This is a genomic window from Pseudonocardia autotrophica (assembly GCF_003945385.1).
Lineage (GTDB): Bacteria > Actinomycetota > Actinomycetes > Mycobacteriales > Pseudonocardiaceae > Pseudonocardia > Pseudonocardia autotrophica.
This window is the reverse complement of record NZ_AP018920.1, coordinates 2,866,026-2,879,907: the sequence shown is the minus strand read 5'-3', so window position 1 is coordinate 2,879,907 and position 13,882 is coordinate 2,866,026. Positions and strand designations below refer to the sequence as shown.

The following is a 13,882-nucleotide window of genomic DNA, read 5'->3' as shown; positions in this document are numbered from 1 at the left end:
CTCACGCAGCGTGACCTGCGGGAACGGTTAGTCATCCTCGTCGTCGTAGTACGAAGTGGACTGTGACTCTCGGGGGGGTGAGTGTTGGTTCCGCGGGTGGATGATCCGGGCACCCTGCGGGGCGCCATCCACCTCGGCTCGGAACCCGTGCTGCTCCTGCCCCTCGGCGCGGACGCGGGCGTTCCCGGACTCTTCGATGTGCCGTAGCCACAGCGACACCGCCAGGGCCCCGGTCACGCCGGCACCGATCCACGGCGCCAACGTCGCCCCGACCATGTAGAGGGCGGCGGCGAAGAACCCGATGAACGCGAACGTCGACGCCCACCGCAGAACAGTCGCCTCCGCTGGCAGGCTCACTGGTCGTCCACGGGGTTGTGGAACTCGTCCAGCTCGCGGGCCGCCCGGTTCAGCATCGACTGGTGCGCCCGCTCGGTAGGCGTCAGGACGGGCGCACCATGCTCTGTGTGTTCGCCGAGCTTGTCGGCGGACTCCTGTAGGGCCGCGGCGACGTAGGCGGCGACGGTGGGGGAGGTCATGAATTCGGGGCCGGTGGTGCGTGCGCGGGGCGGCATCAGGCCACCCCGGCGGTCAGTCGCGTTGCAGGTGCGGCTTCGCCCATCGGTAGGCGGTGGCTTGGTCCACGCCGAAGTGTCGGCCGATCGCCGGCCAGGACCAGCCTCGCCGGTCGTGCAGGTGCGCGACGCGGCGTCCGCGGTCCGCTGCGTGTATCTCTGCTGCGGTCTGCACGAGGTGATGCGATCGCCAGATCCCGGCGATCAGCACTTCGTCGCTCATCGCTTCGAGTTCCTCGTCGGTCGGCACGAGTGTGCACAGTAGGGCCTCCACCTTTGCGGTTGGTGCAACGCGGGAGACGGGGGAGTCTGGTGCGTCGGTGGAGGCAGAGTAGCGCCCCTTTGCAAGCGATGCAAAGGGGCGTCGGTGGTGCGGACTGTTCTAGATCATCGGGGGTGGGAGTCCGCAGCCGGTCCGCAACACACCTCGAACTCACCCGCTAGCACACAGCCTGCCCCATCATCAAACTCGCAGGTCACAACGCTACCCGTCACTCACCCACAACCAGGGATCGTGCGGCAGCCACTCGTTGTCCCAGTGCCGCCCGGAGTACCAGGTCGGGTACAGGATCGCGTTCGACCGGTCGGCGTTCAGCGTCCCGTAGGTGCGGTACGCGATCCGGGCCGGACGCAGCGTCCGGCCACAGGCGAGGGGGAGCTCACCGATCTCGAAGGTCTCGTAGGGCTGTTCGCGCCCGAAGCCGGTCACGACGACACCGCGCAGCTCCCCCGGTCCTTCCACACCGGTCCCGATGCGGACGGCCGGATGTCGTCGTCGAAGATCGCGGTGGGCAGGTAGAGCGAGCAACAGGCGTTCGGGATGTCGACGACGCCCGACACCCGGCCCTCGATCGGCGCCGACCCGAGCAGCAGGTAGGCCTGCGGGCCCGAGTAGCCGAACTTCTCCAGGTAGCTGACCGCGTTGAGGCAGGCGTTGCGGTAGGCGACGGTCGCGTCGTTGTAGAGCTGGGTGTCGGTGGTGTGGTCGACGCCGATCCCGATGAAGGTGACGAACTCCGAGTAACGCGGTTCGACGTTGCCGGGCATCAGGATCGGGTTGGTGGTGACGCCGTAGGTCTCCATCCCGCCCTTGATCAGGTCGACGTGGAAGTCGATGAACCCGCCCATCTCGATCGCACCGCAGAAGGTGATCTCGCCGTCACCCGTGCACCGGGTAGAAGACGCGGCTGCCGCGGGTGAAGTTCTTGATGTCGTGGTTGCCGCCGTTCTCCCGGGGCGGGACGGTGCGGGCGCCGTCCCGGCCGATCCCGGCCAGCACGTCGCCGGACGCGGTGCCGCCGAGCACCTCCTCGTCCAGCGGCGGCAGGGCCAGCGCGGGCACCCGGTCCGGGTCGGTGGCGATCAGCGCGCGTTCCCGGGCGTTCCAGCGGCTCAGCAGCTCGGGCGACGGCGCGGTGCCGAACAGGCCGGGGTGGGTGATCCCGGTGTAGGAGACGCCGGGGACGTGCCGGGAGGTGGCCTTCTGGCCGGAGAAGTCCCAGATCGCCTTGTACGCGTCGGGGAAGGTGTCGGTGAGGAAGCCGCCGCCGTTCTGCTTCGAGAAGATCCCGGTGTAGCCCCAGCCCTGGCCGGGTGCGGGGCCGGTCTCCTGCGGCACCGGGCCGAGATCGAGGATGTCGACGACGAGCAGGTCACCCGGCTCGGCGCCTTCCACGGCGATCGGCCCGGACAGCATGTGGGCGCCGCGCAGGTCGACGTCGCGGACGTCGTTCGCGGAGTCGTTGTTCCCGATCTGGCCGTCGGTCCACTCCCGGCACTCGACGCGGATCGAGGTGTCCGGGCGGACGGTGACGGCCGGCGGGATGTCGGGATGCCAGCGGTTGTGGCCGGGCACTGCCTGCTCGCGCATGGACTTCGCCTGGTCGACGGTGAACACGACGTCGGGCACGGTGGGCTCCTGGGTTCGGTGGGTTTCGCGGGGAATCGCGGGGAATCGGTGCGGGTGCGGCGCAGGGTCGGTGGGCTCGGTGCGAGCTCGGTGCGCGTGTCGGTGCACTCGCTGCGAGCTCGGGGCGCTCGGCGGCAGGTCGGTCAGGGCCGGGGCAGCCGGGCGTGCCGCGGGTCCCGGGTGACGGGCGTGGCCCGCCGGGACCGGCCCGGCACCGACGAGACGACCTGCGGGGTGTCGGCGCTGGCGCCGGATGCGTCCAGCGCGCGGCGCAGGCCGGGATCGACGCCGCGCAGTGCGGGCGCCCCGAACGCCCGCGACGACGACGAGCCGCAGTCCGGGCAGGACGCATCCCGCCCGGCGGCCGACATCGGGCGGATCTGGTCGAACTCGCCGCAGACGGGGCAGCGATGGGTGTAGGTGGGCACGGACACCTCCGAAGTACTGTCGGATGGAAATATGTCCATCGACAGTATGGGTGTCAAGCCAGGCGGGCGAGGACGTCGAAGGACAGGCCGTCGGCGCGGGCGACGTAGACGTCCTGCCGCAGGTGCCCGCCGCGCAGCGAGACCGCACCCCGCGGGCCGTCGAACCCGGTGTCCTCGGCGACCGCGAGCAGCGCGGCGGGATCCACCGAGCCGGCCCGGCCGGCCAGCCTGCCGAGCAGCGTGATCGCCTCGAAACAGGACTCGGCGAGTGCGCCCGGCACCGGGCCGTGCACCCCGAACCGGGCCGCGTAGCGCGCCGAGAAGTCCAGCGACGACGCCGTCGCCAGCGTCTCGAAGTAGCCGGCCGCCGCGTACAGCTCGCGGGTGGCCTCGGCACCCGTCGCGAACAGCATGTTCTCCTCCATCAGCGGGGAGAGCCGCACCCGGCTGCGGTCGGCGCCGGCCGCGGCGAAGGCCCGGTTGAACCGGACCGCGTCCGAGCCGACCAGGAACATCAGCACGCCCTGCGCGCCGGAGCGCTGCACCCGGGTGACCACCGGGCCGAAGTCCTCGCTGCCGAGCGGGACGAACACCTCGTCGAGCACCCGCACGTCCGGGCTCGATCGCACGAAGCGCCGCACCGCGCGAGCCGACCCGCGGGGCCAGACGTAGTCGTTGCCGACCACGCACCAGGTCCGCACACCCAGCTCCGCGGCCATCCAGCGCAGCGCGGGCAGCACCTGGGTCTCCGGGGTCTCACCGGTCAGGAACACCCCGGGCGTCGTCTCGCCGCCTTCGTAGAGGGGGGCGTAGACGTAGGGCACCCGGCCCGCGACGGTCGGGGCGAGCGCCTGCCGGACCGCGGAGATGTGCCAGCCGCTGACCGCGTCCACCCGCCCGGAGTCGAGCAGATCGCCGACCTCGGCGGCGACCTCGGACGGTTCCCGGCCCCCGTCGACCGGGAGCAGCCGGATCTCGCGGCCGAGCACCCCGCCCTCGTCGTTCAGCTCGGCGGCGGCCAGGTCACCGCACGCCTCGCAGGCCGGCCCGAGGATCCCAGCCGGGCCGCTGCGGGGCACGACGAAGGCGACGTCGAGCACTGCGGGAGCCGTGGGCACCGTCACCTCCCCTTCGATCGAAGATGACAGTGTTTACGATGACAGCGATTGCGTCACTACCCCGAACGCCCGGACCGAAGGAGGCCCCGTGACCGCCGCCGAACCCCGCACCGGCGCACCGGCCGCCGCGGCCGCACTCGGACGCGCCGCCCACCGGGTGGAGCGGCGGATCGAAGAGATCGTCCGGCCGCCCGCCGGACCCGGCCTCGACGGCTGGCGGGTGCTCGACCTGCTCGCCGACGGCGAGGGGCACCCGATGTCGGAGATCGCGGCGTACGCGATGGTCCCGGCGCCGACCCTGACGAAGATCGTCGACCGGCTGGTGGATCGGGGCCTGGTGCACCGGCGGCCGGACGACGCCGACCGGCGACGGGTGCTGGTGTTCGGCACCGACCGGGGTCGCGAGCTGCACGCCGCGCTGCGGCCGCGGGTCGCGGAGATCGAACTCGAGGTGCTGGGCGCACTGGGCGCCGATGCCGGGACCGTACTCGCAGCGCTGTCCCGGCTCGGCTGATCGCACAGAGCGCTCAGCGATCACCCGTCCGATGGACGGGCTCGGCGGTGCCGCGCCGGCTGTCGTGCTCACAGCCGGCGCGGCACCGTCAGACACTCGCATCACCGAGCCGCGAGGTCATTTCTTCTTCTTCTTGCCCTTCTTGTCCTTCTTCTTGTCCTTCTTCTTACCCATGGATGATCACCCCCGTTCGCCAGGTCGTAAACTGGTGTACACCTGAGTCAACACCTCCTTGACGCAGGAGATGGTCAAGGAGGTGTTGACGACATGAGCGGAGAGTCGAGCTGTGCGGCGATCCGAGCCGCCCTGGAGGCGGTCGAGTCCGCGGACACGGTGACGGCGCGGATCTCCGCAGGTCGCCGACTGCGACAGGCCGCCGAGCAGCTGGAGCTCGAACTGGTGCAACAGGCCCGGGAGTCCGGCGTCCGGTGGAGCGACATCGGCGAGCTCTACGGCACCACCAAGCAGGGCGTTCAACAGCGGTTCCGGCGCCGCAGCGCGATGACCGGCACCTCGTAGCGATCGCGCCGATGCCCGATGCAGCCTCGGACAGGCCCCGTGAGGACCCGGGCCGGTCGGGCGCCGCCGGCTCGGAGCGGCGGACAGGAGTGGGTGGCCGAAGTTCGCTCACCAGGTGAGCGAGTTCCCCCGACAGACGGGTCCATCGACGCCCGGGCGAACCGGGCGCCGAGAGATCGAGTGACCCCGAGGTGTGCCTGGTTCCGGAATTCGCTCACGTGGTGAGCGGACTCCGACCGGGGAGGGGTCCTGGAGACCACGGGAACGCACCGGCGGCTCAGTTCAGGTGCCGCAGGAACTGATCCGGCGCTGCAGGAATTCTCGTGTCATCCGCACGGGAAGCGCAGCATCGTAATTCGACCGCTCCAGTGTGCCGGTATCGCCTATTTCGAGGATCGTTGCCCCGGGAAGCGCGAGGAGAATCGGCGAATGAGTGGCGATGATGAACTGACTCCCGCGCGCGGTGAGATCCATGATCCGATGCATGACGGCGAGCACGCCGGTCACCGACAACGCAGCCTCGGGCTCATCCAGCAGGTAGAGTCCACGTGGCCCGAATCTGTTGTTCAGCAAGGCGAGAAACGACTCCCCGTGGCTGCGTTCATGGCCTGATCCGCCATAGACGGGCAACAGTGGCGTGGGGCCGATCTTGTCCAGTCGTTCGACTTCGGTGGCGACGTTGTAATAGGATTCCGCTCGCAGGAAGTAGCTTGTACGCTCCCGTCCGGGGCGCCGAGTCACCAACAGGTGATCACCCAGCGCAGATTCACTCGAGCGTGACGCGAAACGGAACGAGCGGGATCCGCCCTCCGGATTCAGGTGGAGTGCGACGGCCAGGGCCTCGACCAGAGTCGACTTGCCGGAGCCGTTCTCGCCGACGAGGAACGTGACGCCCGACTGCAGGGTGAGCGGACCGCGCTCACGGAACCAGCGGATCACGGGCAGGTCGAACGGATACCCTTCAGCAGGTGCATCAGCGGCGAGAGAGATGCGCCCGATGAAATGTCCTGCACGGTGGCCACCTCTCATCGACTGCCCTTCGTCGACTGCCTCTCACCGGAACCCACGCCGGCTCACCTGTCGCACGGGGCGGCCCGCAGTTCCAGCGCCCTGACGTCGACACTCCGGTGATGATCTCACACGAGAGGTGTGTGCGAGGCCGACCGGGAGTCCGCGGGACGGCCGGGACGGCGGCGGTAGAAGTACCGCCGCCGCCGTCCGGGGAGCCCTTCTACCCGAAGGGTTCGTTCACCCGCTGGGTCGCCGCCGTGGCGATTGCGCAGGTCGTACCGGCTCTAGCCCATGAAGCCGGCCTCGCCGACGGTGTCGGAGAGCTCCAGAACCGCGGGCAGACCACCGCGGTCGCTGTCGTCGGACGGCGCGACGACGTCGACGACATCGCCGAGCGTGTCATCCAGCAGGTCGCCCTCGTCGGCCGAGGCGATCCCGGCCAGCGGGAAGGCCACAACGCCCGCGGCACCCATGGTGATCAGCGAGTTCCGCATCCACTTCTTCATCGAATCAATCCTTCGTCCGGACGAGCAGGGGACATAAAGCCCAACGACCCAGCAGCATGCGACGTTCGGATCACGCTGCACGACAATCACATCGGGCGTATACGGGACCTCGATCGCTGCACGGATGCGATGGAAGCAAAGACTTCGACTCCGGTGCGTGATGTCCATCATCGAGCATCCGTTCACCATCGTGACGGCCCGGGCGGTGCGGCTGCGGTCGGCGCGGCGGCCCGGCGTGCGCGAACGAGGCCGGGAACCGGTTCTTCGCCCGGCACCTGAGGTGAGGCCGGGCACGCCCGGCCGGCGACTCAGCCGAACTCGCTCGGGGACCGGCCGGTCACCTGGCGGAAGGCCTCGGCGAAGGCGCTGGGCTTGCGGTAGCCCACCGCACGGGCGGTCGCCCCGACCGAGGTGCCGTTCGCGAGCAGTGTCAGGGCCGCCCGGACACGGGCATGCCTGCGCCACTGCGCGAAGGTCATGCCCGTCTCGGTCTGGAACGTCCTCGTCAGTGTGCGGACGCTGGTGGCCGTGTGATCGGCCCATGCGGCGAGATCGCGCCCGTCCGCCGGGTCCGCGACGAGCGCCCGGGTGATCTCGCGCAGCCGCGGGTCGCTCGGGGCGGGCAGGGTGAAGACGGTGCTCGAGACGGGTTCGAGAAGCTCGGTGAGCAACTCCTCGGCCGTGGCCCGGGTTCGCTCCGGATCGCCGTTCAGGTGCACGATCAGCTCACCGACCAGTGGCGTCACGAGGATGCCGGTCGGCTCGGGCAACCGCGTCGCTCCGGTCATGGCCACGGCGTAGCCGAGCCCGCCGCGGACGACGGTGACCGAGTGCGGGACACCGGCCGGCATCCACAACGCGTGCGTGGGCGGCACCAGCCAGTCCCGCTCCGCGGTGTGGTGGGTGACCGTCGCGTACCTCGACCAGCTCAGCAGGTGGAAATCGTGCACGTGGAGGTCGACGGAGAAGCCACGATCGAACTCCGTGCGCAGGGCGGCGAGCACGCTCCCCGACATCGACACCCCGATCCTGGCCATCTCGCGGCCATGGTTGGCCACACACCGCTGAAGGGCCACCATAGCGTCCGCGGCATGCAGATGGTGACCACCCCGCAGGGGGTCGACGCGCTCATCGGCAGCCCGGCGAAGCCGGTGTTGCTCAAATCGACGACAACCCTCGACGAGGGCTGCCGGACGATCTTCGCCGCGGCCCCGGTCGCGGTCGTGGGGACCCGCTCGGGCACGGTCCTCACCGGCGGGGAACCCGGGTTCGCCCGCGCCGAGTCGGACACCCGCCTCTCGGTGCTCCTGCCCGAGGCACCCACGCCGGGCTCCGGGGTGTCGATGCTGTTCCTGCTGCCCGGCCTCGGCGAGACCTTCCGGTGCAACGGGGTCGCGGGGCGGTCGTCCGGCGGACGGCTCGACGTCACCCTGACCGAGGCCTTCGTGCACTGCGCACGCTGCGTCCTGCGTTCGAAGCTGTGGCGAGCCGTGCCGGAGCCGGCCTCCGTGACGGCTCCCGAGTCGGGCCCGCTGTCCGTACCGGGGGTGGCCGGGTTCCTCGCCACCGCACCGTTCGCCCTGACCACCTCGCGGGACGGCGACGACAACGCCGACACGAGCCCGCGCGGTGACGGCCCCGGGCTGCTGCGCGTGCTCGACGGGCAGACCGTCGCGTTCGCCGAACGGCGGGGGAACAAGCGGGCCGACACCCTGCACAACCTGACGAGCTGCCCGGAGGTCTCGCTGCTCGCCGTCGTGCCGGGCCGGGGTGACGTCGCCCGGCTCGGCGGCACCGCACAGATCAGTGTCGACCCGGCCCTGCTCGCAACGATGGCGTTGCGGGACAAGGCACCTGATGCCGCGGTCGTGGTGCGCGTGGAGTGGGCCGAGTTGGTGCGCAGCCCGGCTGTCGACGCGCTGTGGGCGGGTCCGGCGGCCCCGCTCCCCGATCTCAACGCGATCGCCGCCGCCCATCTCGCCGGCCGTGGTGGTCGCGCGGCGAAGGCGCTCGCGCGTGGCCTGGCCGGCTCGATGAGCGGGGTCACCCGCCGCGCCCTGGATGCGAGCTACCGCTCCGCGCTACGGGACGAGGGCTACGAGTGACACCGGCGCCCGGACCGGGGCGCCGCGCACGGCGAACTGACTGCACGATGCGCAACGGTGCACATTATGCAGCAATGCACACCGTGCAGCGATTCGGTAGGCTGGCGGGGAACCCGACGACGCCCAGGACAGGAGCCCGCCCTGACCGCCGACGAGAACACCACCGCCACCGACTCCCCCATCGCGCTGCGCAGCCTGGTCCCCGAGGACCTGCTCGAGCGCACGCCGAGCTGCCCGTTCGATCCCGCGCCGGGGCTCGCGGCGCGGCGCGGCGCAGGCGCCGTTCAGCCGGTCGAGCTGCGCAACGGAGCCCGGGCGTTCCTCGTGACCGGCTTCGACGAGGCACGCGAGGTGCTGGCCGACTCCCGGTTCAGCGCCGACCGGGTCCGCTACAAGGACGCGACGAAGCTCTCCGCACAGGAGGTCGAGCAGCTCGCCGCTGCCACCGAGCGCGGTGAGCCGCTACGCCCGGCCGACGTGCAGCGCAACGACGGCATGTTCATCTTCATGGACCCGCCCGAGCACACCCGCATCCGCAGGCTCCTGCAGGGCCAGTTCACGGTCCGCCGTATGCGCGCACTCGAGGAGCGCATGACCGAGATCGCCGCGGCGCACATCGACACGATGCTCGCCGGTGGCCCCGGCGCCGACCTGGTGCCCGCCTATGCGCTGCCGCTGCCCTCGCAGATGATCTGTGAGCTGCTCGGGGTCGACTATGCCGACCGGCAGGCGTTCCAGGACAACACCACGGTCGGGCTCAACGCCAACTCCACCGACGAGGAACGCGGCCGGGCACTGGGCGAGCTCTACACGTTCCTGTCCGGGCTCGTCGCGCACAAGAAGGAGCACCCCGGCGACGATCTGCTGTCCGGGCTCATCCACGAGTCCGACCCGCCACTGCCGGACAACCAGCTGATCGACATCTCGCTGGTGCTGCTCGGCGCCGGGCACGAGACCACGGCCAACATGCTCGCCCTCGGCGTGTTCGCGCTGCTCCAGCACCCCGAGCAGCTCGCCGCGGTGACCACCGGGCCGGACGCGATCGACGGCGCCGTCGAGGAACTCCTGCGCTACCTGAGCATCATCCAGCTCGGGGTGTCCCGGGTCGCGACCGAGACCGTCACGCTCGGCGGGGTCGACATCCCGGCGGGCTCCACCGTCATGGTGGCGGTGCCGGAGACGAACCGGGACGAGCGGCACCTCGACGCCGTCGACGAGCTCGACGTCCGCCGGGGGCGGGTGCCGCACCTCGCCTTCGGGCACGGTGTCCACCAGTGCATCGGTTCCCAGCTGGCGCGCGTCGAGATGAAGGTCGGCTTCCGCGAGCTGTTCGCACGGATCCCCGGCCTACGCCTCGCCGTGGCAGCTGAGGATGTCCCGCTCCGCAACGACATGCTGATCTTCGGGGTGCACTCGTTGCCGGTCACCTGGAACTGACATGGCACCGTTCCCGTCGTGAACGACGACGGCGACCGCAGCGACGACAGGGGCGGCAGCGACCACCGCAGGGACGGCGGGCCGGCCGCCCCCGGGTTGCGCGAGCGCAAGAAGCTCGCCACCCGGGAGGCGGTCCGCGCGGCGACGGTCCGGCTCACCGAGCGGTACGGGCTGGACGCCGTGACCGTCGAGCGGATCGCCCGCGAGGCCGACGTCGCGGTCCGCACGTTCTTCAACCACTTCCCCAGCAAGGAGGACGCCGTCCTCGATGCCGTCCGCAGCCGGGCGGCGGAGCTGATCGAGGCGTTCGCGCACAGACCGCCCGGCGAATCCCTGATCGACGCCGTCCGCGAGGCGGCCCTCACTGTGATCGACCGCGACGACGCCCGGGGCCGGGATCACCTCGTCGCGCTGCGCCTGGTGCGCGACGCTCCGACACTGCGTGCGCACGAGATGACGGTGCTCGCCGAGCAGGAGGAGGCACTGGCCGCCGCGATCGCGACCCGGCTCGGCACCGGCCCGGCCACCGGCACCCTGGCGGTCGCAGCCGCCGCGGCGGCCCTGGCCGCCCTGCGGGTCGCGATGAGCAGCTGGCTGGCCCGGCCCGGCGCGGACACCGGCTCCGGCTCCGGCTCCGGCTCCGGCTCCGGCTCCGGAGAGCTTCCGGCCCGCTCGCGGGAGGCGTTGCGGGAGGAGATCGACCGGGCCTTCGCCGGACTCGCGTTGCTGGTCGGCGCTCCTAGAACCCCATGAGGTCGGGCAGCCAGTTCGACAGCACCGGCAGGTAGGTGACGGCCAGCAGCACCACCAGCCCGGCGACGAAGAACGGCCGGATCCCGCGGAAGGCCTCGTTCAGCGAGGTCCCGGCGATCCCGGCGGCGACGAACAGGTTCACCCCGACCGGTGGGGTGATCAGCCCCAGCGCGAGCCCGACCGCCATCATCACGCCGATGGTCGTCGGATCCACCCCGACGGCGAGCAGCACCGGCGCGACGATCGGCACCAGCAGGTACAGCGCCGAGATCGCGTCGACGAAGGCCCCGACGACCAGCAGCAGCACGACCACCATCAGCAGGATCAGCGCCGGGTTCCCGGTGACCCCCAGCAGTGCTTCGGCGAGCGTCGCCGCGATCCCGTTCACGGTGACGACGTAGGCGAACACCGACGCCGCCCCCACGATGAGCATGATCACCGCGGACTGGGCCGCCGCGGTGACCAGCACCCGGAAGAGCATCGACGGGCGCAGCTCCCGGTAGACGAACAGGCCGATCAGCAGCGCGCAGAACGCGGCGACCACGGCCGACTCGGTGGGCGTCACGATCCCGCCGTAGATGCCGCCCAGGATGATCACCGGGAGCAGCAACCCGGGCAGCGCACCGAGGAACGCGCGGCCGAACCCGGTCCAGGACGTCCCGCTGCCCAGCTGCGGATCGGCCGCACCGCCACCGCCCGACGACGACGGCGACGACGCACCGGCGGTCACCGGTTCCCGGACCGGGGCGGTGCGCGGCAGGAACAGGCATGCCACCATCAGCGCGACCGCCAGCAGGATCCCGGGCACGATCCCGGCCACGAACAGCCGCGCGATGGACACCCCGGCGAAGTCACTGACCACGACCGCGAACACGATGAACACGACGCTCGGCGGGATCACCAGGCCCATCGAGCCCGAGCTCGCGACCATCGACGCCGAGTGCCGCCGGGTGTAGCCGGCCCGGACCAGCGCCGGGATCAGGATGGTGCCGAGCGCCGCGACCGTCGCCGGGCCGGAGCCGGAGATCGCCGAGAAGAAGAACGCCGCGAGCACCACGACCGCGGCCAGGCCGTGCTTGCGCCTGCCCACGCAGGCGCTCGCGAAGTCGATCAGCCGCCGGGAGATCCCGGCGTACTCCATGATCACCCCGGCCAGGATGAAGAACGGGATCGCCAGCAGCGTCTCCGAGGAGACCGACGCGGTGAACACGCTCGGCAGCACCGCGAGATCACCGGGACCGCCCGAGGCGAGCAGCCCGAACGCCGCGGCGAGCCCGAGCGCGAACGCGACCGGGACGCCGAGCAGCAGCAACGCGAAGAACGACCCGAACAGCACCAGCGCGATCACCGGCCCACCCCCGTCAGCCGGTCGGACGCCGAGCCGTCGGTCCGCAGCGCGGTGCCCGCGGCGTGCACGGTGCGCACGATCCCCAGCACCGCCCCGACCGGGACCGCGACGGTGAACAGCCACTGCGGCACCCCGATCGAGGGGGTGGCGCGGCCACGGCCGTACTGCGCGAGCGTCATGTCCAGTCCCTGCACGAACAGCACCCCCAGGGTGACGACGACGGCGCCCGCGACCAGCACCGTGTGCACCTGCCGGGCCCGTCCCCCGGTCCGCTCGGCGAGCGCGGTGAACCCGAGATGGGCGCCCTCCCGGATGCCGATCACCGCGCCGATCATCACCGTCCAGACCATCAGGTTGACCGTCAGCTCGGTGGTGAAGGCGAGCGAGAGATTGAAGAAGTAGCGGGTCAGGACGTTGACGAAGGCGATCACCGCGACGATCGCGAACGGCACGGCGGCGAGCGTGTTCTCCACGACCGTCAGCGCCCGCAGCGCCCTCGGTGCCCCCGTGGCGGACCCGGGGTGCGGCGCGCTCATCGGGCCGGCTCCGGGGCGAGCAGCCCGGACAGCTCGGCCCCCCACACGTTCTGCTCGTAGTGCGCCTGCAGCGGATCGACCGCCGCCCGGAACCGGTCGATCTCCTCCGGCGCGAGGACCACGGTGTCCATCAGCTCGACCTGCTCGGCCTGCTGGCGGTTCTCCCGCTCCCGGTTGAGCGCGATCTGCTGCTCGTTCGTCTCGGCCGCGACCTCCCGCACGAGCTCCTGGTCGCCGGGATCGAGCCCGTCGAACAGCTCCTTGTTGATGCCCAGGATCAGCGGGTCGTAGACGAAGTTCCAGACGGTCAGGTGCTGCTGGACCTCGGCGAGACCGGCCGAGGAGATCACGTCGATCGGGTTCTCCTGACCCTCGATGGTGCCCTGCTGCAGCGAGGTGAAGACCTCGGCGAAGTTCATCGTGGTGGGGTTCGCCCCGAGCTCGCGGAAGACGTCGGTGAACAGCCCGATCCCGGGGATCCGCACCTTCACACCGGCCAGATCCTCCGGGGTCCGGACCGGCCGCTCGTTGTTGGTCAGCTGCCGGAACCCGCTCTCGCCGAACCCGAGTAGCTCGACGCCGAACTCGGCGGCCATCGCCCGGTACGCCTCCTGCGCGGGCCGGTCGAGCCCGGCCTCGGCCTCGGCGTACGAGGCGTAGCGGAACGGGGCGTTCACCGCGCCGAAGCGCGGATCGATCCCGGCATAGATGATCGTCGAGTTGTAGGACAGCTCCTTGCTGCCCGACATCAGCTGCTCGACACCGGCCGCGGGATCACCCGCGGAGAGCCGCTCACCGCTGAACAGGTCGACCCGGATCCGGCCGTCGGTGCGCTCCTGCACCGTCTCGGCGAAGTGCTCGGCGGCGGCGTACCAGGACGACGACTCGCCGGGAGTCACCGTCATCCGCCAGGTCGTGGGTTCCGGATCGGCCGGTGCGGGCGGGCCGGCGCAGGCGGTCAGCACGACACAGACGAGCACGGCGAGTGCCGTCACGGCCGGTGTCGCGGGCCGTGCCGCAGGTGGTCTCGACGTCATCGTCTACTCCTCGGGCCGCCGTCCACGTCGGACGGACGGATGGGGCGGTGCCCGAATGCTCCGGAATCGCAGACGGCACTGTCAACGAT

17 protein-coding genes and 1 pseudogene are annotated in these 13,882 nt (G+C 71.0%); 5 read left to right on the top strand and 13 right to left on the bottom strand.

Annotated features, from left to right (window positions below; genetic code table 11):
* Positions 1 to 27: 27 nt before the first annotated feature.
* From Pdca_RS13610 to Pdca_RS13580, 7 genes and pseudogenes are all read right to left on the bottom strand, one after another.
* On the bottom strand, positions 28 to 357 hold the full coding sequence (locus Pdca_RS13610; RefSeq protein ID WP_085911464.1) for a hypothetical protein: 330 nt from the start codon (positions 355 to 357) through the stop codon (positions 28 to 30).
* A complete protein-coding gene (locus tag Pdca_RS13605) occupies positions 354 to 572 on the bottom strand; it encodes a hypothetical protein (RefSeq protein ID WP_085911463.1) in 219 nt (72 codons plus the stop codon). The genes Pdca_RS13610 and Pdca_RS13605 overlap by 4 nt, the downstream gene beginning before the upstream one ends.
* Positions 573 to 588: 16 nt before the next feature.
* Positions 589 to 822 (bottom strand): helix-turn-helix domain-containing protein, encoded by a 234-nt coding sequence (locus Pdca_RS13600; protein ID WP_085911462.1) that lies wholly within the window; start codon positions 820 to 822, stop codon positions 589 to 591.
* Positions 823 to 1,056: 234 nt separating this feature from the next.
* On the bottom strand, positions 1,057 to 1,281 hold the full coding sequence (locus Pdca_RS13595; RefSeq protein ID WP_232021560.1) for a hypothetical protein: 225 nt from the start codon (positions 1,279 to 1,281) through the stop codon (positions 1,057 to 1,059).
* Positions 1,278 to 2,481, bottom strand: a pseudogene (gene fmdA, locus Pdca_RS13590) (formamidase). Before fmdA ends, Pdca_RS13595 begins: the two are co-directional and overlap by 4 nt.
* A 143-nt stretch (positions 2,482 to 2,624) precedes the next feature.
* Positions 2,625 to 2,909 carry an FmdB family zinc ribbon protein gene (locus Pdca_RS13585; protein ID WP_085911543.1) on the bottom strand — a complete coding sequence of 95 codons (285 nt, stop codon included), beginning with the start codon at positions 2,907 to 2,909 and terminating at the stop codon, positions 2,625 to 2,627.
* Between the two features lie 53 nt (positions 2,910 to 2,962).
* Positions 2,963 to 4,027, bottom strand: coding sequence for a substrate-binding domain-containing protein (locus Pdca_RS13580; RefSeq protein ID WP_085911542.1), 1,065 nt, complete (start codon positions 4,025 to 4,027; stop codon positions 2,963 to 2,965).
* Between the two features lie 88 nt (positions 4,028 to 4,115).
* Here Pdca_RS13580 and Pdca_RS36375 point away from each other — a divergent pair, with 88 nt between their 5' ends.
* Together Pdca_RS36375 and Pdca_RS13570 are read left to right on the top strand one after the other, a co-directional pair.
* The gene (locus tag Pdca_RS36375; protein ID WP_197719984.1) at positions 4,116 to 4,541 is read left to right on the top strand and encodes a MarR family winged helix-turn-helix transcriptional regulator; all 426 of its coding nucleotides are present in this window, start codon (positions 4,116 to 4,118) and stop codon (positions 4,539 to 4,541) included.
* Between the two features lie 267 nt (positions 4,542 to 4,808).
* A complete protein-coding gene (locus tag Pdca_RS13570) occupies positions 4,809 to 5,060 on the top strand; it encodes a hypothetical protein (RefSeq protein WP_085911461.1) in 252 nt (83 codons plus the stop codon).
* Between the two features lie 282 nt (positions 5,061 to 5,342).
* On the opposite strand, the gene Pdca_RS13565 is transcribed toward Pdca_RS13570, so the two are convergent.
* The 3 genes from Pdca_RS13565 to Pdca_RS13555 form a co-directional block, all read right to left on the bottom strand.
* Positions 5,343 to 6,089 carry an AAA family ATPase gene (locus Pdca_RS13565; RefSeq protein ID WP_232021559.1) on the bottom strand — a complete coding sequence of 249 codons (747 nt, stop codon included), beginning with the start codon at positions 6,087 to 6,089 and terminating at the stop codon, positions 5,343 to 5,345.
* Positions 6,090 to 6,355: 266 nt separating this feature from the next.
* On the bottom strand, positions 6,356 to 6,577 hold the full coding sequence (locus Pdca_RS13560) for a hypothetical protein (protein WP_085911460.1): 222 nt from the start codon (positions 6,575 to 6,577) through the stop codon (positions 6,356 to 6,358).
* 308 nt (positions 6,578 to 6,885) lie between these two features.
* Positions 6,886 to 7,614: a helix-turn-helix transcriptional regulator gene (locus tag Pdca_RS13555; protein ID WP_158092078.1), complete on the bottom strand. Its 729-nt coding sequence runs from the start codon at positions 7,612 to 7,614 to the stop codon at positions 6,886 to 6,888.
* Positions 7,615 to 7,668: 54 nt separating this feature from the next.
* Here Pdca_RS13555 and Pdca_RS13550 point away from each other — a divergent pair, with 54 nt between their 5' ends.
* From Pdca_RS13550 to Pdca_RS35540, 3 genes are all read left to right on the top strand, one after another.
* Positions 7,669 to 8,682, top strand: a complete 1,014-nt coding sequence (locus Pdca_RS13550) for a pyridoxamine 5'-phosphate oxidase family protein (RefSeq protein WP_125911386.1) — start codon at positions 7,669 to 7,671, stop codon at positions 8,680 to 8,682.
* 66 nt (positions 8,683 to 8,748) lie between these two features.
* A complete protein-coding gene (locus Pdca_RS13545; RefSeq protein ID WP_166665945.1) occupies positions 8,749 to 10,119 on the top strand; it encodes a cytochrome P450 in 1,371 nt (456 codons plus the stop codon).
* An 18-nt stretch (positions 10,120 to 10,137) separates the two neighbouring features.
* Positions 10,138 to 10,872: a TetR/AcrR family transcriptional regulator gene (locus tag Pdca_RS35540; protein ID WP_170205948.1), complete on the top strand. Its 735-nt coding sequence runs from the start codon at positions 10,138 to 10,140 to the stop codon at positions 10,870 to 10,872.
* Here Pdca_RS35540 and Pdca_RS13535 read toward each other — a convergent pair.
* From Pdca_RS13535 to Pdca_RS13525, 3 genes are read right to left on the bottom strand one after another with little or no spacing between them, the layout of a single operon-like run.
* The gene (locus Pdca_RS13535; protein ID WP_085911457.1) at positions 10,859 to 12,220 is read right to left on the bottom strand and encodes a TRAP transporter large permease; all 1,362 of its coding nucleotides are present in this window, start codon (positions 12,218 to 12,220) and stop codon (positions 10,859 to 10,861) included. The two genes, Pdca_RS35540 and Pdca_RS13535, sit on opposite strands and share 14 nt — an antisense overlap.
* Complete coding sequence (locus Pdca_RS13530; protein ID WP_085911456.1) at positions 12,217 to 12,756, bottom strand: TRAP transporter small permease; 540 nt, start codon at positions 12,754 to 12,756, stop codon at positions 12,217 to 12,219. The genes Pdca_RS13535 and Pdca_RS13530 overlap by 4 nt, the downstream gene beginning before the upstream one ends.
* Positions 12,753 to 13,793, bottom strand: coding sequence for a DctP family TRAP transporter solute-binding subunit (locus Pdca_RS13525; RefSeq protein WP_085911455.1), 1,041 nt, complete (start codon positions 13,791 to 13,793; stop codon positions 12,753 to 12,755). The genes Pdca_RS13530 and Pdca_RS13525 overlap by 4 nt, the downstream gene beginning before the upstream one ends.
* Between the last annotated feature and the right edge of the window lie 89 nt (positions 13,794 to 13,882).

What these genes read in the sequence shown, in the direction of transcription:
- Pdca_RS13605 (WP_085911463.1), bottom strand. Translation starts at nt 572, where the DNA reads ATGCCGCCCCGCGCACGCACCACCGGCCCCGAATTCATGACCTCCCCC.
- Pdca_RS13570 (WP_085911461.1), top strand. Translation starts at nt 4,809, where the DNA reads ATGAGCGGAGAGTCGAGCTGTGCGGCGATCCGAGCCGCCCTGGAGGCG.
- Pdca_RS13565 (WP_232021559.1), bottom strand. Translation starts at nt 6,089, where the DNA reads ATGAGAGGTGGCCACCGTGCAGGACATTTCATCGGGCGCATCTCTCTC.
- Pdca_RS13560 (WP_085911460.1), bottom strand. Translation starts at nt 6,577, where the DNA reads ATGAAGAAGTGGATGCGGAACTCGCTGATCACCATGGGTGCCGCGGGC.
- Pdca_RS13555 (WP_158092078.1), bottom strand. Translation starts at nt 7,614, where the DNA reads ATGGCCAGGATCGGGGTGTCGATGTCGGGGAGCGTGCTCGCCGCCCTG.
- Pdca_RS13550 (WP_125911386.1), top strand. Translation starts at nt 7,669, where the DNA reads ATGCAGATGGTGACCACCCCGCAGGGGGTCGACGCGCTCATCGGCAGC.
- Pdca_RS13545 (WP_166665945.1), top strand. Translation starts at nt 8,749, where the DNA reads ATGCAGCAATGCACACCGTGCAGCGATTCGGTAGGCTGGCGGGGAACC.
- Pdca_RS13530 (WP_085911456.1), bottom strand. Translation starts at nt 12,756, where the DNA reads ATGAGCGCGCCGCACCCCGGGTCCGCCACGGGGGCACCGAGGGCGCTG.
- Pdca_RS13525 (WP_085911455.1), bottom strand. Translation starts at nt 13,793, where the DNA reads ATGACGTCGAGACCACCTGCGGCACGGCCCGCGACACCGGCCGTGACG.